Source organism: Polyangium jinanense (genome assembly GCF_028435265.1).
Classification (GTDB): domain Bacteria; phylum Myxococcota_A; class Polyangia; order Polyangiales; family Polyangiaceae; genus Polyangium; species Polyangium jinanense.
Genome location: NZ_JAGTJK010000023.1, coordinates 116,888 through 134,542 on the forward strand (window position 1 = coordinate 116,888; position 17,655 = coordinate 134,542).

The following is a 17,655-nucleotide window of genomic DNA, read 5'->3' on the forward strand; positions in this document are numbered from 1 at the left end:
GACGAAAACGGAAGGGGGGTGCGCCGGGTCAGCGCGAATCGTAACCGAGCGTCAGCATCGGGACGAAACTCACGCCGAGCGCGCTCTCCGTGACGGAGACACCCGCGGAGCCGTTCGGCCCGTCCGCGCGGGTGGTCACGAAAACCGCGCTCGGGTGGAAGAGGAAGAGCGCGTCGATGCCGATGTTGAAGCCGCCGCGGCGCCGCGAGGGGCCGCTCGGGTTCGCGGTCGAGAGGCCAAACCGGAGATTGAGGCCCGGCTTGAAGCCCGCGGAGGCGATCTCGGTGACCTCGGCGACGCCGTCGATGCTCACGCCGGTGGTGATGCCGCCGAGGGCGCCGCGCGCGAGGACGGGGCCGCCGCCGACGTAGAATCGGTTCTTGAAAATGGCCTCGGCAATGGCGCCGACGTACCAGTACGAGATGGCCGAGACGCCCACGCTGACGCCTTCGAATCCGACATCGGCGCTGAACCCGAAGCCGGCGGTGCCACCGATGGCGGCGTAAGCGCTGAAGATGTTCGAGACCTGGTAGCCGATGCGGCCCTCGCCGCCGATGGTGAACATCGATTGCGGCAGGTGCCATCCGAGATTGCCGGAGACACCCCAGCGAACACGTCCGCCCGGGTCCTGGTCTTTTTCGTCCTTCTTTTCCTCCTCTTTGGGCGCCTCCGTGGGGGGCGTCGTGGTCGCGGCGGGAGGCGGAGGCGCAGTGGCGTCGGGGGGCGGCGCGGTGGTGTCGGCCGGCGGAGGCGGAGGCGGCGGCGCGGAGGTGTCGCCGGTTTGGCCTTGCGCGAACGCGGTGGAGGCGGTGAGGGAGACGAACGCCGTGAGGATCAGGGTTCTTTTAAGCATGGGCCTCGATGGGGTGGGGGAATGGGAAGCCCGACGCGTTCCCAATCTGGGACGAATACCATCCCCGGGATGCCGATGGCAACGGCTGGATCGTCTTGCGAAAGCGCGTTTTTTTCCGAGCCGTGCCTTGAATATCTTTCCGCGTTCCACGTCGGCGTCCGCTGCGCAGGCGCCCACGAGCTCGCGGCTCGACCGAGCTGGGCTCATCATTGTGCGGCGTGTCAAAGCAGGTGGTAAACGGAGAATGCAGGCGTCGAAAGAATGAATCTCAAGGCATCGGCGTGAGCTCGACGGTCTGCTCGACGCGTTCCCCGCAGATGCAGCAGCCCTCCCCCTGCGGTTCGGGCAATACGATCGAGACCGTCTTCGGAGCATACCCCGTCGCGGAGACCTGAACCGAATAGGTCCCGGCGGCGACAAAGCAGTAGTGCTCCGATGCATGCTCCGGGCAGGGGTCGTTGCCGATGGCGACCTTGGCGTCGAAGAGCGCCTCTTTCGTGGTCGCGTCGACGGCGGTCACGACGATGGAGCCATGCAGGCAAGCGCAATCGATCTCGTCGCATTCGTCGCAGCCGGCGAGGGTGAGCAAGGAGAGGAGCGAGGCCGAAGCGAGGAGGGGGCGAAGCATGGTGGGCATTCTACCCGGTCTTCGTCGACAAGGTCACCGGTCGTTGTCGACGAAGCCGTGATGGTCGTGGACGAGGTGCCCGGTCGTTGTCGACGGGTACTGGTCAACTTTCCCTTCAAGTGGTCAAGTTTGCGAAATCTCGGCGGTTTCTGAAGCGAGAGCTCAGGTCGTTGTCTTTTCCACAAGAAACAGAAACTCCCTGTTGGGCCGTTCTGCATCGCGTACCCACTCATTCGTCCACCGCATGCCAGCCATCACGTTCTTTCGGTGGTCGAGCTCTACGACTTCGAGTAGTCGCCCAATCTGTGCAATCGCATCGTTGAGCTGCTCTGCAGTCGCACGACCGCCCGAACTGTAGGAGAGAATGATATGCCTAGCTTTGGTGGCGTGCAGAACTCTCCTGATTGCGTCAACTGCTATCAGACGGCCTTGACTGTCGCTTCTAAATTCCTCGAAGACCGAGGTTGCAACAACGTCCGATGTGTCCGATCGTCGCCTGGCCTTTCCAAAGACGCTGGGGCGATCGTTCAGGCATACACTTGTCCACAGGTGGTAGTAAGCAGCATAACGGATTCTTGAGGCCGGCATTTTCTCATTATTGGATCCGTAGGGCGGATCGAGGTATGCCAGATCGACCTTAACGTCTGGAAGGAGTTCGAAGATATCCTTTCTATACACCTGATGGGAGGCGCGTCTCTGCAATAAGGCTGGAGTCCTTAGCTGCATTGTCTTGTATGACCGTGGCGACCAATCATGGAGATAGGAGGCAAAATGCCCGAGTGTACTGTCGACTTCATCCAGCGCGTATATCAGGCTCGTTAGGAGGACGGCCCTTTCAACTGGCGTCAAGCTCAAGCGGTCAATTTCATTTCGAATTGCATCGAGTCGACGGGTGTTGTGTCGCTGCCATGGCTTCTTCAGACCATCTACCCCCACCGACGTCCCGTCCCCTGGGTCACCGCCGTAATTTTCAGTAAACCACCCATCTTCGGGAGGTAGGTTGTTAAGGTGTTCTATCAGTGGCACATAGTGCGATTGGGGACGCTCATTGAGCAAGTAGCATTGTCCGAACACCTCGGACCACACCGACACGTCGTTTGCAATTACCAAGTAGCCGTTTTGCGCGAAAGCCTGAGAAACGCGAGTTGTCCCAGCAAAGCCGTCGAGAACGGTTCTGGGACGAACCTTCTTCGCCAAAGCAATGATGTGTGGCAACAGCTTTTGCTTGGAACCAGCATATTTGATGCCCTCGGTTTTCGGAGCCTCGACTATTATGTCGTCGAATAGAGCCAGCGTATTCATGTCATCCCAATGCGGACATCTTCTTTTGCGTTTCGATGTCCTTTTTTAACTCTTCCAATGCCGCTTCATGGCCGCTCGATGTAGCAAGAAGCGCATGCGAGAACAACTTTACCAGGATTTGGTTGCGTGAATACGTAATCCAGCCACCCGTGACACTATCAAAATACTTTAATCCTTTTTTTGTATTGGTCCACAGACCTCTCTGCAGGGCATTGGCTGTCCCGCTCCCGTAACGGACTTCGCATACATAATCCCCGGTTCGATCATAAAAACGATACACCGGATGTTTTCGACCCTTGCCTTCTTCTTCGTGAACGATCTTCGCTATCTGCTCCTTCGCTTTCTCCTGATCAAATACCAGAATGTTACACCGTTGCCTCCTTTCGTCGTAGATTAGAGGTAGCACATTGAGTGCACTAAAGTCAGCAAATACCGGATCCCTCCACAATGCTGAGAGTTGCGCCCCCTGAATTGGCGATTTCATTTGTTGCAATTTTGGATACATCAGAAAGTTCTTGTCGGTTGATAGCTGGAGAGGACCGTCGCCATATGCCTTGAGGCTCACCGGGAACTCAGCCTTGGTGATTTCGTTTATGATTTTGATGTCCTCTTCGTGTTCTTTTGCTCTATACAAGTCCTTCCCGACGTGTACGGATTTGAAGTCGTACATGTACTGGTTGATGAATTCGGCTATGGCAATCTCGGCCAAGTCGCCATGGGTTTTGTTGCCGATGAGCCGCATTGTAAAGATATTACTCAACGTCGTCGTGATCAGATGCGGATTCTTGCTGATTAGCAGCGTAAGACGAGTTGTGAATTCCTTGTACGGCGTCATGATTATTTCCGAACCTGGGTCGGTATTGAGGCGGACTGCAACTCAGTCCAGTGTGGAGCGGGCGAAGTGCCAACCGTGTACCCGGCGCGAGGCAGCCTAGCCCGACGAGGGATGGTCCGACAACCCTGATGCGGCGCCCAGGCGCCGGACGGCCAGGGTAACAAAGTACGTTCAAGTGGTAGGGAACGACCAGTGCGCAACATTGCTTACATGACACACATGCCGTGAGGAGGTCTGCGTCGACAGGTCAGCTTTCGGGACCGGCTGGTCAACTTTGACCAGTACCTGTCGACGAGGTGCCCGGTCGTTGTCGACAAGGTGCCCGGTCGTTGTCGACGAAGCCGTGGTGGTCGTGGACAAGGTGCCCGGTCGTTGTCGACGAGGTGCCCGGTCGTTGTCGACGAAGCCGTGATGGTCGTGGACGAGGTGCCCGGTCGTTGTCGACGAGGTCGTGGTCGTTGTCGACAAGGTCCTCGGTCGTTGTCGACCAAGCCTCGGCAGACTCGCCTCGGAGGCCTTCAGCCTCGTCCTTTCGTGGCCGTCGCCTGCGCGGCGAGGGCCTCGAGGTGCCTCACGAACTCGTCCTTTGCCGCCAGAAGTCCCAGGCTGAAATTGCTCTGACTTTTTCGGAAGTCCGCGAACCACGCGTGCTGGTCCAGGCGAATCATGGGCTTGAACGTCTTGCCCTCCGTCCCTCGAACGAGGTTGGTGAATTCATCACGATCTGTTGGGCGAGCCTCGTTGACGATGAACCAGCCCCCGAGGAAGTACCTCCTCGGTTGGCCTTCCCCAGCAATCGCCCATACCCTCGCGCCGAGGAGGTGCTGGACGGGTTTCCTCGTGTAGAACGTGAACGGCCCCTTCCCGTCGATGAGGGAGTAGCCCATCTTCTCGGTGTTGTGGTACCCAATGATGTTCTTCATGGCCTTCCTTCTGGATCGCCCGTCTGTCCCCGAATGTCCGGCGAACACATCATCACGTGACGGTACCACCAAATCGTTGAGGAACTCAACGCAGGTATCGACGAGCGCCGCGTGTGGTTGGGTGCAGTGCTCTCATAGGCTGCCACGGCCTACACCCTTTGCGGCCGATGCAGGCCAAGCAGAGTCCTATCGTTTCGGAGATTTGGCCTTCTTGGTCGGGCCCGGAGTTTTGCCGTGGACCTTTGCAGAGCGCCTGCCGAGAATCTCTTGCTTGAGGCGTTTGAGTGTTGGGTTGTGCGGAAACTTCTTCAGGTCGTTTTCGACCAACGCCAATGCGTCTGCCTTCTTACGCTGACGCAGCAGAAGCCGAACGACATTCTCCCATGAATGCTGCGTATCGGGGTGCCTGTCGCCGAGGGTCTCCTGGCGTATCGAAAGCCCCATCTTCAAGTGCTTTAGCGCCTGGACGGGATTTCCCAGCTTCTGGAGAGTCATTCCTACGTTGAGGAGCGAGGTGGCGGTGTCGGGGTGGTTCTCCCCGAGAACTTGAAGTTGGATGCTCAGACCTTTCTGATGGTAGTCGATCGCGTTTTGATATTCCCTGAGCTCTCCGAAGGAACCGCCCACATTATTGAGCGACAGGGCGGTGTCTGGATGTGCCTCGCCGTGAACTTCACGGTGAATATCGAGAGCTCGCAGTTGGTATTCGAGTGCTTCTTCGTGCTCCCCACACTTGCCGAGCCAACCACCTATATTGCTCAGCGAGGTTGCCGTGTTGGGATGTGTTTCCCCAAGGACTTTACGGTAGATTTCGAGAGCCTTCTTCTGATATTCAAGCGCCGTTCGATGATTTCCGGTTTCGCCAAGGGAATGTCCTACATTGTTAAGCGATTCTGCGGTATCGGGATGGGTTTCGCCAAGAACGTCACGGCGGATGTCGAGGGCTTGCTGGTGGTACTCTAGCGCCTTTCGATGATCGCCGAGTTCGTTAAGCGTGCGGCCCCAATCATTGCGCAGATACGCTTCCAATTTAGGGTCAATGACAGCGGAACCCTCAAACAAGGCGAGTGCACTCTTCACCGTGTCGTGAGCCTGTCGATATTGTCCTCGATAATAAGGCGGATATGCGCGCAACCACAAGAGTCGCACCGCATCGCGCATATAGCCCATGCGAGCTGCGTGCTTCTGCCATACTTCGAGGTGATCGAGCTCTGCCTCGTAGAAGGAGAGGTGAGCAAAATTGTCCCGGCGATCTTGAAACCAATTCCCAAGCCTTTCCAGCACACCGAGCCATCGTGCAGGTTCCCGCGCCAGGGGAACTTCTGCCTGTCGCACCTCTCGCACCAGCCTATGCATCTGGAAGCGAGCGTTTGATGGGTCAACGCTTCCCTGCTCCTGCTTCAGGATCCGCAGCGTCTCCGCCTCACCGAGCGCTACATCGAGCGCCGCTGATTCACGGCCGAGGAGGTATCCGAGGAGCTCCCTGCCCATCGACGTTGCCCCGCTCCATGCCAGCAGATCGAGGGCCTCACCAAGTAGAGGCGAATCATCGAGGATGGATTTGTGAATACGCAGCGTCGCGTACAGATCCGCATTGTGCTTGGTGAAGCTCGACAACGGGCCATCCCGAAGCCCACGCGCCTTGACGCCCTCGCTCTCCAGGAGATCCGCGTAGGACATCCAAGAAACACCATGGGCTCGCCGCAGGTATGCACCTGCAAGCTCCAGCGCGAGGGGTAACCCTTCGAGCTGCTTCACGATGCGGAGCGCTGCTTCGTGGTCGCTCGGCTTGTCCAGGCTGCGCCCGGACTCACGTCGAAGCATTTCCAGTGACTCCACCTCGGTCAAGGGATCAATTGGCACTGGATCGAAGCCGACCTGGGAGACGCGACTCGTGATGAGCAGGTGGGGGGTCGCAGAGCCCTCGGGCAGCAAAAACTCGATCGCTGCGAGATTCTCCACATTGTCGAACACGATGAGGCAGTTCGAGCGGTTCCGGATCTGGTGAGTCGCGATTTCCAATACCACCCGCGGTTCCGCTGCCGGGCTTACCCAGCGAGCAGCCCACGCCAGACGCGTGAGCTGCGCATGCAGATCCGCATCCGCATTGAACCAGTACACACCGCCCGGATACTGATCCTTGTACGTATGGGCATACTCGACTGCGAGCTGGGTCTTCCCCAGACCGCCCAGCCCGACGAACGCCGCCGTCTGGCCGATCGCCGTCCGCCGCCCCTTCACCAGTTGCTCGCGCACTTTCTTCAAGGCGTCCGCGCGCCCGACGACCTGATCGCCCTTGGCTCGGAAGGGAATGGAGACGTATGCGTTCGCGGGATCAAACGTGGCGACCACCGGAGCAGCAGGGGCAGGTGCAGGCTCTGCGATGGCCCCGCTGAAAGCTGCCGGTCCGGTAATCGAATCGGCGGTCGAAGCAGAAGGAGCGTGCGCCGTGCTGTTCGCCAGCCATCGGTCGAGCGCGTCGGGGAGCTTCGCCCGCGGGAAACGAACAAACTCGCCGAGCTTCAGGCTGTAGCCTTTCTGATCCTCGGGCGGAAGGATCTGCTGGGCCCAGAGCTTCAGCTCCCGCTTCAGCCAAGCACGAGGGTAATACTCGAGGCCGTCGCGATTCAGCCGCCCCCACGCGTAGGCGTGATTCCCTTCCTCTTTCGCGTCCTGGTGCCCCGCTCCCGCCACCAGCTCTAGATTGGCGCGGCTGTCCAACGGAAGGGTGACGAAGCCATGCTGATCGTGGACGTGACCATAGAGCAAGAGATGCGGCCTGCCTTTGAGCAGCGCGAGGAGGTCCTTGCCATCCCGCAGCCACCCCGGCGGATGGTGCTGGAGAACGAACAGGAGAGCGTCGGACTTCACCCCTTCGAGGGCACGCAAAAGCTGGCCGAGGCCGAGGGCAAGGTTTTCTCGGCTGTCCCCGTTGTCGAAGCTCAGGAGCGCCGTGTTCAGACCGATGGCCTCCACCGGACCGAGATCACTGGATAGCTGCTTGGTCCAGAAGGGGATCGCGGGGGTTATTTCAGGGGCGCCAAAGGCCTTCGCGAAGTTCTGGTAAGCGGCGAGCTTGGGCCAGACCACCTCCATCTCGTCGGCCTTCTCGAGGAGCCCGTTCACTTCGTCCGGGTTCGACCGAAGCCCTTTGTGGACGAGCCGACTCGGTCCTTCCTGGGCCTTTTTGCGATCGACGTCATGGTTGCCCGGCACGAGCAACACGCGCTCCGGGCCGAGCTTCAGCGCCGCCAGCAGCTTGTCGAGCCACTCCTTCGCGGTCGGATACTCCTTGTCGGCCGAGGCGGAAAAAGCGATGTCCCCCGTCACGAACACGACGTCGGGCGGGCCAAGCTCGCCTGCCACCGTCACGGCGTCGTGGATGATCGCGTCGGCCACGAGCTTCTGATCGAAGCGCGTCGTCGCCTCCTTGCCATGACCGAAATGCAGATCGGAGAGGTGGATCCAGGTCAGGTTCCGCGCAACTCGCACGGACACGTACGTTACACGACGATCCGCAGGAAGCGGAAGGGGCCGAAGCCATGCTAGCCTTCGTGCCCATGGAGTACAGGTACAACCGCTTCGAGTGCCAGGGCCAGCGCTGCTCCTTCATGTACGAAGAGCGCTTCGGCCATCCCGAGACGAACATCCCACCCGGTACGTTGTTCGAGAAGCTCCCCGACACCTGGGTCTGTCCGAAGTGCGGGGGGCCGAAGCGCAACTTCCAATTCTGGTCGCAATACGTCTGATCGAGGGAGAAGGCCGCGCCGCCGCTCCTCCGAGCCTCCCGGAACATCGAGCGCTGGACAAAGGCTCGATGTTCCGGGCTTCTCTCGTCGCGGACTGTCATTGCACGCCGCGGCTTCCTGCATTCCTGGCACCTTCCTCGGCGCGGCAATGCGAGAAGGCGACTTTTCGTCCTGTCTTCTGGCGATTCGCCGACGCTCCGGGCACGCGTGTTGCTGGCGTAGAATGGGCAGCAACGCATCCGGCAAGGAGAGCCGCATGAAATGTTCACAGAAGCCCGCCATCCTTCTCGCCGCGAGCGTGGGGATCGTCGTGGCGCTCGGGGGGCGCGTCGTGACGGGTGAACCCATCGAGGAGAACCCCGACGCGAGCGAGAGTGCGCGCGCGCCCGCCGCAGACGCGTGCGCGCATCCCCGTCCCATCTTCGGAAGAGTCGTCGCCGTGTGTGGCGATCAAATGATCACCTATGTCGGCGACGAGAAGCTCACCATTCTCGGGGTTCCAACCACGACCTCTCGATTCGAGCTCGCCTATTGCTCGACCGGCGGCGGTCGCAAGTCGCTGCACCTGGAGACCAACTCCGAGGGGTTCACGCTCTCGTACGCCGGCTCCGGGGAACGCGACAGCTACACCGTCGTTCACACGTGGGGCGCGTTCCGGATGGTGGGCGTCGATTACGACGGCAACCCGGTGAACGTCCCATGCGTCCCGTCGCAGAACCCGGGGGCGAACGCGCCCCTTATGTATCGGTAAACCGAAGCGTCGGGCTAGAACCGCAATTCCTTCCGCAATTCCTCCCCCGGCAAATCCAGCTCCTTCACCGCCTCGGCCACGCGCGGATCCTCCTCCGTACGGACATGGATCAGGAACCGCACGTAAAGATCCCCCGGCTCCTTCCCTTTTCGCGCCACGCCTTTCCCTTTGAGCCGGAGCACCTGCCCGCTCTGCGTATGCGCCGGGACCTTCAGCGTCACCTCGCCGTCCGGCGTCGGCACCTTGATCTTCGTGCCGAAATACGCCTCCCCGAGGCTCACCGGCACGTCGACGCGCAAATCGTCGCCCTCGCGCTTGAACAAGGGGTGCGGCGTGACGTGGATCGTCAAAATCAAATCCCCCGGAGGTCCGCCGCCCATTCCAGGCCCGCCCTGCCCAGGGACACGAATGCGACTGCCTTCGTTCGCGCCCGGCGGGATGCGCACCGTCATCGGCTCCTCGCCCTCGCGCTGGAGCTGCACCGTGGTGCCCTTCACCGCCGACACGAACTCGATCGTCACCTCGCTCTCGACGTCCTGCCCCTTTCGCGCCGCACGCGCGCCGCCGCCGCGCACCCCGCCGCGGCCCCGCCCGAACATGTCGCCGATGTTGCCGAAGAGGTCGCCGAAATCGCCGCCTCCTCCGCCCCCGCCGAAGATCTCCTCGACGTTGAACGGAACGCCGCCGGCCCCGCCGGGCGCGCCGCCTCGGCCGCGGCCTCCGCCGTACTGGCGCACGAAGCGCGCTCGGTCCGCGTCGAAGCCCTGCTGCAAGGCTTCCTCGCCAAACTCGTCGTAGAGCGCTCGCTTCTGCTTGTCCGACAGGACCTCGTGAGCGCGGTTGATCTCCTTGAACTTCGCCTCGTTCGCCTTCCCCGGCGCCTTGTCCGGGTGGTACTGGACGGCGAGCTTGCGGAAAGCTTTCTTGATGGTGTCTTCGTCAGCGTCCCGGGCGACGCCGAGCACAGAATAAAGGTCGCGAGCCATGGGCCGGGGGAAGGGTAATTCCCGGATCTGGCTACGTCACGGGGGGAGGCGATCGAACAGCCTCTTCTCCCCTCTCCCGCGAGGGCTGAGCATCGGTCTCATCTGGGAGCCGCTTCGCTGGGGCGTTGCCCCAGGCCCCACCGGGGCTATCCGCCCCTGGACCCGGACCAGCGCAAGCGCTGGACCCAAGGTCGATGAACTGCGCTCCGCGCAGTTCATCGAACAGGCCGAGTCAAGACCGGCGGCGACCCTGCCCCTCAAGACAGACGCGCTGCCCTTTCGATTGCCAACGGGCCCGTTGGAAGAACTGCGCGGAGCGCAGTTCTTCCACCCTCGGTCCAGGCCGTGCCTGGTCCGGGTCGAGGGGCGGATAGCCCCCGCGGGGTCCGGGGCAGCGCCCCGGCGAAGCGCTCAGCCCGCGAGGGAGAGGGGTCGGGGGTGAGGGAGTCGTTCCTACCTACACGCCGAGGCGCCAGGTCGTGCCCGTCGGGTTGTCCGCTACCTCGATCCCGAGCTCCTCGAGCTCCTTGCGGATCGCATCCCCCAGCGCGAAGTCCTTCGCCTGCCGCGCCTGCCGCCGCTCCTCGACGCGCGCCGTGATCTCCTCCGCCGTCTTGCCCAGGATCGACAGCCGCCGCGCTTGCGTGCGCGCGCGGTAGACGTCCATCGGCGTCTGCAAGATGCCGAGCGGCTCGACCGTGGACCAGAGCGCGCGCGCCAGCATCTTCGCCACGAGCGGCGCCGCCTTCGCGATCTCCGGGTCCTTGCGGCGCTTCTGCGCGAGGTCGACGAGCTCGTTGCCCGCGCGCGCGAGCTCGCCCACGACCGCCAGCGCGACGGGTGTGTTGAGGTCGTCGTCGAGCGCCGTGTCGACCTTGCCACGCGCCGCCGAGGCGAGGTCCATCATCGGCGCCATCTCCTTCGGCAAACGCATCGTCGGCGCCGGCGCGTCGTCACCGCCCGTGGCGCCCTTCGCGAGCTCGGCGAGCGAGCCGAGCCGGCCGAGCGTGTGGTAGAGGTAGTCGACCCGCCGCTCCGCCTCCAGGATGCCCGGGAAGACCACCCGACCGTCGGCGCGCTTCTCCGTCTCGAACGCGATCGGGCCGCGGTAGTGCACCGTGAGCAGGAAGTACCGGAGCGCCTCGGGGTCGTTGCGCTGGTAGACGTCGCGGATCGTGACGAAGTTGCCGAGCGACTTCGCCATCTTCTCCTTGTCGACGTTGACGAAGCCGTTGTGGATCCAGAGCGAGCAGAACGGCCCTTCGCCCGGATGCGCGGCTTCGCTCTGCGCGATCTCGTTCTCGTGGTGCGGGAAGATGAGGTCCATCCCGCCGCAGTGCACGTCGAAGCCGTAGCCGAGGTAGCGCTCGCTCATCGCCGAGCACTCGATGTGCCAGCCGGGTCGGCCCTTCCCCCACGGGCTCTCCCAGCCCCACGTGCAGTCGCCCGCGCCCTTCCAGAGCGCGAAATCGAGCGGATCGTGCTTCTGCTCGGAGACCTCGACGCGCGCGCCCGAGCAGAGATCCTCGATGTGCCGGTGCGAGAGCTTGCCGTACTCCGCGAAGGAGCGGACCGCGTAGTAGACGTCCTTCGAGCCGTTCGGCATGTCGACGACGTACGCGTTTCCGTTCTGGATCAGCGTCTCGATGATGCGGATGATGTCCGCGATCGAGTCGGAGACGCGCGGCTCGTGGTCCGGGTCCTGGCAGCCGAGCGCGCGGATGTCCTCCTGGTAGAGCGCCGTCATGCGGGCCGAGAGATCGAGCGGCGTCTCGCCGTTTTCCCGGGAACGCGCGAGGATCTTGTCGTCGACGTCCGTGACGTTGCGCGTGTAGATGACGCGCACGCCCTGGCTGCGCAGGTGCCTGACGAGCACGTCCGGAGCGAGCGCGGCGCGTGCGTGGCCGACGTGGGCGACGTCGTAGACGGTGGGTCCGCAGCAGTAGACGCGTACCTCGCCGGCCCTTTTCGGGACCAGCTGGGTCAGCTTGCCGGTCATCGTGTCTTGGAGGCGTAGGCCGATCGGAGGCATCGCGTTCACCGTCTACCAGCACGGTCCACGCCTGTCACGAGGGGGAAGGCGGAGCCTCGTGTCCTTGAAGGGCCGGCATGGGATGCGCATGGTAAGGCGGTCCCGTCATGTTGCCCCTTCGAGACCGCCTGCCGGCTCGGCGCCCGCCGTACGTCAACTGGCTGATCATCATCGTGAACATCTGCGTCTTCGTGTGGACGCAGGCGCTGATCTCGGTGGCCGGTCCCCGCGGAACCGAGGCGAGGGCCTATGAGCTCCTCATGGAGCACGGCCTCGTGCCCGCGCGCCTCGTGCACGAGCCGATCGCCGCCCTGCCGACGTTGTTCTCGAGCATGTTCATGCACGACCCGTCCGGGTGGGCGCACCTCGGCGGCAACATGCTCTACCTCTGGATCTTCGGCGACAACGTCGAGGACGCCATGGGGAGCCGCAGGTACGCGTTCTTCTACGTCCTCTGCGGCATGGCCGCGGCCTTCGCGCAGGTGGTCGTGAACCCCTCGTCGGTCGTGCCCATGGTGGGCGCTTCGGGCGCGATCTCGGGTGTGCTCGCGGCGTACGGGTCGCTCTACCCGCGCTCGCCGATCACGGTGTTGAACCCGATCCTCCCGCTTTGGCTCTTCTTCGGGATCTTCTTCGAGCTGCCGGCCTGGGTGATCATCCTCGAGTACTTCGTGCTGAACCTCTTCAGCGGGATCGGCTCGATCGGCGGCACGGGCGGCGGGGTCGCGTTTTTCGCCCACCTCGGCGGGTTCGTCGCGGGCGCGCTGCTCGTCCGCCTGTTCATGCGCGGCAAGCCCGCCCGCGAACACGACCGCTGGGACCGGTTCCGCCCGCCCGCCCCGAAGCCAAAATCCCCCTACGGCTCGCCCTACGGCGCCCCGCCGCCGCCGCGACGGCCCCAGGGCCGCGACCCGTGGGGCTGGTGAGAAACGGACTACGCAGTCTGTCACAGCATGGTCAGGTCGTCGGTTTCCGCCGGAGACGCTCCCTTCGGCGTGTTAGGTTCGCCCGCGCGATGGGAATACCCTTTCGTCGCCCCCGAGCGCTCGTGCTCGGCCTCTGCCTCGCACTCTTCGGAATTGGCGCGTGCGGAGGGCCGAATTTCACGGGCTCGGTGTACCGAGGGCGCGGCTACGCGTTCCGTGTGCCGACGCCGCCCTCGACGTGGAAACGGATCGAGCTCGACGGCGAGGCGCTGGCGTTCGAGGACACGGCGAACGAAGCGATGATCGCGGCTTCGGGCCGTTGCAAGGTGGACGGCGAGGACGTGCCGCTGCGCTCGCTCGTGCAGCACCTCTTCTTGCAGTTCACGGAGCGCGAGGTGGTGACGGAGGAGGTCGTGCCGTTCGACGGGCGCGAGGCGCTGCACACGGTGGTGACGGCGAAGCTCGACGGCGTGCCGCGGCAGTTCGACGTGTGGGTCCTGAAGAAGGACGGCTGCGTCTACGACCTCTACTGCATCGCGGACCCCGCGGGGTTTTCGGCCGCGGTCGGGCCGTTCCGGGAGTTCGTCAAGGGGTTCGCCACGGTGCCGGCCGATGAGTAGCCAGACCGCGGGCGTGGAGTCGCAGAAGCCGAAGTCGCTGCCGGGGCTGCCGCCGGAGCCGCCGTTCTACGAGCGGCTCGCGCAGCGGGGGATGAACTTCCTCGTGCACCTCGGGCAGCTCGGGCGGATGACGCGCGAGACGTTCGTGGCGATGTTTCAGCGTCCGTTCGAGTTCCAATCGACGATGCACCAGATGGAGCAGCTCGGCATCCGATCGCTCGGGATCGCGTGCGCGACGGCGCTCTTCACGGGCATGGTCATGGCGGTGCAGTTCGCCTTCGGCCTGCAGAAGTTCGGCGGCATGGAGTACACGGGCCGCGTGATCGGCCTGTCGTTCTCGCGCGAGCTCGCGCCGACGCTGACGGCGGTGATCGTGGGAGGGCGGATCGGATCGGGCATCGCGGCCGAGGTGGGTTCGATGGCCGTGACGGAACAGATCGACGCGATCCGCGCGCTCGGCGCCGACCCGATGAAGAAGCTCGTGGTGCCGCGGCTGATCTCCTGCGTCATCGTGATGCCGGTGCTCGGGGCGCTGGCGCTCGTGATCGGCTTCTCGGGCGCGATGATCATCTGCGACTGGCAGTTCGGCATCCCGTGGGGGTTTTTCCTTCGCTCCGCGCTCGGCTCGATGAACTTTCGCGACTTCTGGATGGGCCTCATGAAGTGCCCGTTCTTCGGAGCGATCATCGCGCTCGTGGGCTGTCACTTCGGGATGATCACGCGCGGCGGCACCGAGGGCGTGGGGCAGTCGACGACGCGGGCCGTAGTGGGCGTTTCGATCTCGATCCTCGTTGCGGACTTCGTGCTGACGAAGCTCGGGTTCATCATTTTCGGCTGAGAACCCCTTTGACTGCTGCGCGCGATGAGAGACGATGCGCGCGTGGCGGAACGTATCGTGGTGAGCTTCCACGGGCCGAGTGGCCCGGAAGCAGGCTCCGGATCGGGGTATCTCGAGAGATCGCTGTCGATCCGGAAGCGCGCGGAGGCTCATGGCGGCGCGCTTTGCGCGTGGAGCGGCGAGGCGTTCAGCGTCGACTTCGCCGCCGAAGCGCTCGACGAGGCGCTCGGGTTCACGCTCGAACAGGTGGCCGAAGCGCAGGACACCGAGCCCTTGCGGATCGGCATTGCGCAGGGCGAGATGCAAGCGCTCGGCACGCCGGAGGGGCTCGCGTGGGGCAAGGCGCTTCTGCGTGCGGAGCGGCTCGCGGCGATCGCGCGTCCCGGTGACGTGCTGCTCGATCCGGATCTCGCAGCGGTGCAGTCCGGCGATCTCGTAACCGCGGGGCTGCGCCGAGGGCGCGCCGCGGATGGATCGATCGTGCGGGGCCTGCGGCTCGACATCTACGCGCCGCTGCGGGGCGACACGCTGGCGAACGTGCACAAGCTCGTGGCCGCGCCGGAGCTCGTCGGGCGTGAGGAGGAGCTCGGCAAGCTGTCGGTGCCGCTCGGATGTGCAGGTCTCTTGCGAGCCGCGCCGGGCGCGGGCGGGACGCGTTTGCTCCAGGAGCTCGTGCACAGGCTCGCGCCGCCGCGGTCGCTCCGGATCGCGCCGACGTTCTTGCCACGCGAGCCGCTCGGGGCGCTGCGCAACGCGTTCGCGCGGTCGCTCGCGCGGGAAGCGCCGCCCGAGCTGCCGGAGGCGCTCGCCGCGGCGCTCGACAAGCTCCTGGCGGGCGAAGGCATCAGCACGCGGAACGCCGCGGAGCTCGTGGATGCGTGGCTCGCGCCGGTGGATGGTCGATCGGGGCTGCTCACGGTCGACGACGTGACGTTGATCGACCTCGCGACGCTGGAGGTGGTGTCGCAGGCGATCCCGCCGCCGGGGTTTTTCCGGTCGGTCGTGCGGATCGACGTCGAGGAGACGCTGCCCGAGGTGCTCTCGTCGATCCCGGTCGCCGCGGAGGTGACGCTCGGTCCGCTGCCGAAAAAGGCGGCGGTGGAGCTCGCGCGTGCGTTCTGCGGCGGCGCGATCACGCAGGAAGCGGCGGAGCGATGGGCGCGTCGTGGGCAAGGGATGCCGCTCGGGATTCGCGAGGCGCTCGCGGAGGGGCTCTCGACGGGTGAGCTCAGGTGGGTCGGCGATGTGGCCGAGCCGCGGGATCGGACGAGCGGTCGAGGCGCATCGGCGCCGGCGCACGAGTGGATCACGCGGCGCGCAACGTGGCTCGAACCCGGGGAACGCGCGGCGCTCGTGGGCGTCGCGCTGCTCGGCGCCGATGCGCCGAACGAGATCGTGGACGCGGTGTCGACGCTGATGGCGGGCGCGGGCGCGCGCGTGGCCGTCGTGGAGGACGCGCTCTGCGGCGCGGGATGGGCGTACCGGCCGGAAGAAGGATGGCTCGCGATCGCGTCGAGGACGACGACGCGCGCGCTCATCGGGCTGCTCGACGCGGGGACACGCGAGCTCTGGCATCGCATGGCCGGTCGCGTGCTCGAGCAGAACGTGGGACCGCTCGGGCTCGCGGAGCCGGCCTATCACGCGGCCGTCGCGGGAGAGCGGGCGTCGGCGGCGGTGCTCGCGGCGGAGGCGGCGCTCGCGGCGGCAGGCGCGGGCCTGCGGAAGGCGGCGGCGGCGCTGATCGACGAGGCGCGCAGCCTCGATCCGGACGTGCAAGTGCCCGAGCTCTCGGACGAGGGCGAGCTGCTCGTCGACCCGCGCGCCGAGGAGATCTCGATCGCGTCGCTCATCGAGGCGGCGATGGGGGAGGGGGGACAGATCCGCTCCGAGCCTCACCCGCCGTCGTCGATCGGCTCGCTCTCGCCCGACAGCCTCGGCGCGGAAAGCGCGGGCGTCGCGGCGTTCGGGTCGCCGGGCAAGGCCTCGGTGGCGGACGCGGTCGCGGCGCTCGGCGCGGATCCCGACGCGGTCGAGGATCCCGTGGTGATGGCGGAGCGACTGTCGAAGCTCCTGCGCCAGGCGCTCGTCGAGGGCGACGTCGAGACGCTGGAGGACATCCTCGTGCGGCTCCGGGTGACGGGAGAGCACGACGCGCTCGTCGAGCGGATGAGCGCGTTCGTGCAGCTCGTTCGCGGCGAGCCCGGCGAGGGCCTGCGCAAGCTGAAGGAAGCGGTGGCGGGGGCGAGCTCGCCGCGGGCGCATGCGCGGGCGCTGCTGTCGTACGGCATCGCGCTCGCGTCGGCGGGCGATGTGGATCGGGCGCTCCTCGAGACGCTGACGGCGCTCGCGCGGGCGCGCGAGGCGTCCGATCGGCAGGCCGAGCAAGCCTCCGCGCGCTTTCTCGCGTACCTGTCGGCGGCGATGGGCCAGCCGCAAGCAGCTTCGGTCTGGGCCAGGGTCGCGCAGACCCCCGGCGAGGCGCTCCGCGGTTGACAGGCCGGGGACGGCCGATCAAAAGCGTTTCCCATGAGCGCGACCGATTCCTCTTCGGCCGAGCCTGCGCGGGGGCGTCGCACGCGCATCGTGGTCGCCGCGCTCCTCGTGATTTCCGCGCTCGGCCTCGCGGCCGCGCTCGTATCGTACCGGCAGTACGCCGCGGTGTGGCTACGCCCGCCGCCGCGTTTGCCGCCGTGCGTGCCGGGCGCGCGGCGCATGCTCATGCACGAGGAGCCCGTCACGGGATCGATCCCCCACGTGACGCCCGAGGGGAGCACGGTGTACCTGCGGCCGTCCGAGGATCGGGCCCTGAGTTGCCTCGGGCGCGTCTCGAGCAAGGTTGCGTCGGCGTACGCGGGGGCGTTCGCGGAGATCGAGCCCACGGCCCGGGCGCGCGCGCTCGCGGCGGTGATGAAGAACCTGCCGCAGGATGCTTCGGCCGATCGGGAAGCGCTCGCGGCGTGGATGCTCTCGTCGGCGGCGATGCGCGCGCTGCCGGAGACGCCCGAGACCACGGCGGCGCGGGACGAGATCGACCAGATGAACGCGTGCCGCTTCGCGATGCGCTCGACGTGCCCGACGCGGCCGTCGATCCCGATCGTCGTGTGGGCGGCCGGTGTCCCCTCGTCGCTCGGCTTGTTGTTCGGCGCGGGCCTCGGCGTGCGCGCGCTCGTGCGCCTCGTGCGTGCGCGTCGCCGGCGCAAGGCTGCCTGAGC

At 64.9% G+C, this 17,655-nt stretch carries 15 protein-coding genes; 7 read left to right on the plus strand and 8 right to left on the minus strand.

Features of this window, described 5'->3' with window-relative positions:
- Window positions 1-28 precede the first annotated feature (28 nt).
- From KEG38_RS32510 to KEG38_RS32535, 6 genes are all read right to left on the minus strand, one after another.
- Window positions 29-853, minus strand: a complete 825-nt coding sequence (locus KEG38_RS32510) for a hypothetical protein (RefSeq protein WP_272423894.1) — start codon at window positions 851-853, stop codon at window positions 29-31.
- 268 nt (window positions 854-1,121) lie between these two features.
- Entirely contained in the window at window positions 1,122-1,481 is a 360-nt protein-coding gene (locus KEG38_RS32515; RefSeq protein WP_272423896.1) for a peptidase associated/transthyretin-like domain-containing protein, read from the minus strand.
- A 162-nt stretch (window positions 1,482-1,643) separates the two neighbouring features.
- Entirely contained in the window at window positions 1,644-2,783 is a 1,140-nt protein-coding gene (locus KEG38_RS32520) for a DNA adenine methylase (RefSeq protein WP_272423897.1), read from the minus strand.
- 1 nt (window position 2,784) lies between these two features.
- Window positions 2,785-3,618: a hypothetical protein gene (locus tag KEG38_RS32525; RefSeq protein ID WP_272423900.1), complete on the minus strand. Its 834-nt coding sequence runs from the start codon at window positions 3,616-3,618 to the stop codon at window positions 2,785-2,787.
- A 518-nt stretch (window positions 3,619-4,136) separates the two neighbouring features.
- Window positions 4,137-4,541, minus strand: coding sequence for a lytic polysaccharide monooxygenase auxiliary activity family 9 protein (locus KEG38_RS32530; RefSeq protein ID WP_272423901.1), 405 nt, complete (start codon window positions 4,539-4,541; stop codon window positions 4,137-4,139).
- 186 nt (window positions 4,542-4,727) lie between these two features.
- Window positions 4,728-8,039, minus strand: a complete 3,312-nt coding sequence (locus KEG38_RS32535; RefSeq protein WP_272423903.1) for a tetratricopeptide repeat protein — start codon at window positions 8,037-8,039, stop codon at window positions 4,728-4,730.
- Window positions 8,040-8,083: 44 nt separating this feature from the next.
- On the opposite strand from KEG38_RS32535, the gene KEG38_RS32540 reads away from it, so the two are divergent.
- Both KEG38_RS32540 and KEG38_RS32545 read left to right on the plus strand, forming a co-directional pair.
- On the plus strand, window positions 8,084-8,290 hold the full coding sequence (locus KEG38_RS32540; protein WP_372518205.1) for a rubredoxin: 207 nt from the start codon (window positions 8,084-8,086) through the stop codon (window positions 8,288-8,290).
- Between the two features lie 256 nt (window positions 8,291-8,546).
- Entirely contained in the window at window positions 8,547-9,041 is a 495-nt protein-coding gene (locus tag KEG38_RS32545) for a hypothetical protein (protein WP_272423905.1), read from the plus strand.
- A gap of 14 nt (window positions 9,042-9,055) precedes the next feature.
- Here the strand turns inward: KEG38_RS32545 and KEG38_RS32550 are convergent, their stop codons facing one another.
- Complete coding sequence (locus KEG38_RS32550) at window positions 9,056-10,027, minus strand: DnaJ C-terminal domain-containing protein (protein ID WP_272423906.1); 972 nt, start codon at window positions 10,025-10,027, stop codon at window positions 9,056-9,058.
- Between the two features lie 457 nt (window positions 10,028-10,484).
- Window positions 10,485-12,059 carry a cysteine--tRNA ligase gene (cysS, locus tag KEG38_RS32555; RefSeq protein WP_272423908.1) on the minus strand — a complete coding sequence of 525 codons (1,575 nt, stop codon included), beginning with the start codon at window positions 12,057-12,059 and terminating at the stop codon, window positions 10,485-10,487.
- Window positions 12,060-12,166: 107 nt separating this feature from the next.
- Here cysS and KEG38_RS32560 point away from each other — a divergent pair, with 107 nt between their 5' ends.
- From KEG38_RS32560 to KEG38_RS32580, 5 genes are all read left to right on the plus strand, one after another.
- On the plus strand, window positions 12,167-12,985 hold the full coding sequence (locus KEG38_RS32560; protein WP_272423910.1) for a rhomboid family intramembrane serine protease: 819 nt from the start codon (window positions 12,167-12,169) through the stop codon (window positions 12,983-12,985).
- Window positions 12,986-13,074: 89 nt separating this feature from the next.
- Window positions 13,075-13,605: a hypothetical protein gene (locus KEG38_RS32565; protein WP_272423912.1), complete on the plus strand. Its 531-nt coding sequence runs from the start codon at window positions 13,075-13,077 to the stop codon at window positions 13,603-13,605.
- A complete protein-coding gene (locus KEG38_RS32570; protein ID WP_272423914.1) occupies window positions 13,598-14,443 on the plus strand; it encodes an MlaE family ABC transporter permease in 846 nt (281 codons plus the stop codon). Before KEG38_RS32565 ends, KEG38_RS32570 begins: the two co-directional genes overlap by 8 nt.
- A 42-nt stretch (window positions 14,444-14,485) precedes the next feature.
- Entirely contained in the window at window positions 14,486-16,936 is a 2,451-nt protein-coding gene (locus tag KEG38_RS32575) for an ATP-binding protein (protein ID WP_272423915.1), read from the plus strand.
- A gap of 33 nt (window positions 16,937-16,969) precedes the next feature.
- A complete protein-coding gene (locus tag KEG38_RS32580) occupies window positions 16,970-17,653 on the plus strand; it encodes a hypothetical protein (RefSeq protein WP_272423917.1) in 684 nt (227 codons plus the stop codon).
- Window positions 17,654-17,655 lie beyond the last annotated feature (2 nt).

Excerpts from the sequence above, each read along its gene's own strand:
- KEG38_RS32510 (WP_272423894.1), bottom strand. The coding sequence starts at position 853 with ATGCTTAAAAGAACCCTGATCCTCACGGCGTTCGTCTCCCTCACCGCC.
- KEG38_RS32525 (WP_272423900.1), bottom strand. The coding sequence starts at position 3,618 with ATGACGCCGTACAAGGAATTCACAACTCGTCTTACGCTGCTAATCAGC.
- KEG38_RS32515 (WP_272423896.1), bottom strand. The coding sequence starts at position 1,481 with ATGCTTCGCCCCCTCCTCGCTTCGGCCTCGCTCCTCTCCTTGCTCACC.
- KEG38_RS32530 (WP_272423901.1), bottom strand. The coding sequence starts at position 4,541 with ATGAAGAACATCATTGGGTACCACAACACCGAGAAGATGGGCTACTCC.
- KEG38_RS32550 (WP_272423906.1), bottom strand. The coding sequence starts at position 10,027 with ATGGCTCGCGACCTTTATTCTGTGCTCGGCGTCGCCCGGGACGCTGAC.
- KEG38_RS32540 (WP_372518205.1), top strand. The coding sequence starts at position 8,084 with ATGCTAGCCTTCGTGCCCATGGAGTACAGGTACAACCGCTTCGAGTGC.
- KEG38_RS32580 (WP_272423917.1), top strand. The coding sequence starts at position 16,970 with ATGAGCGCGACCGATTCCTCTTCGGCCGAGCCTGCGCGGGGGCGTCGC.
- KEG38_RS32545 (WP_272423905.1), top strand. The coding sequence starts at position 8,547 with ATGAAATGTTCACAGAAGCCCGCCATCCTTCTCGCCGCGAGCGTGGGG.
- KEG38_RS32570 (WP_272423914.1), top strand. The coding sequence starts at position 13,598 with ATGAGTAGCCAGACCGCGGGCGTGGAGTCGCAGAAGCCGAAGTCGCTG.
- KEG38_RS32520 (WP_272423897.1), bottom strand. The coding sequence starts at position 2,783 with ATGAATACGCTGGCTCTATTCGACGACATAATAGTCGAGGCTCCGAAA.
- KEG38_RS32560 (WP_272423910.1), top strand. The coding sequence starts at position 12,167 with ATGTTGCCCCTTCGAGACCGCCTGCCGGCTCGGCGCCCGCCGTACGTC.
- KEG38_RS32565 (WP_272423912.1), top strand. The coding sequence starts at position 13,075 with ATGGGAATACCCTTTCGTCGCCCCCGAGCGCTCGTGCTCGGCCTCTGC.
- cysS (WP_272423908.1), bottom strand. The coding sequence starts at position 12,059 with ATGCCTCCGATCGGCCTACGCCTCCAAGACACGATGACCGGCAAGCTG.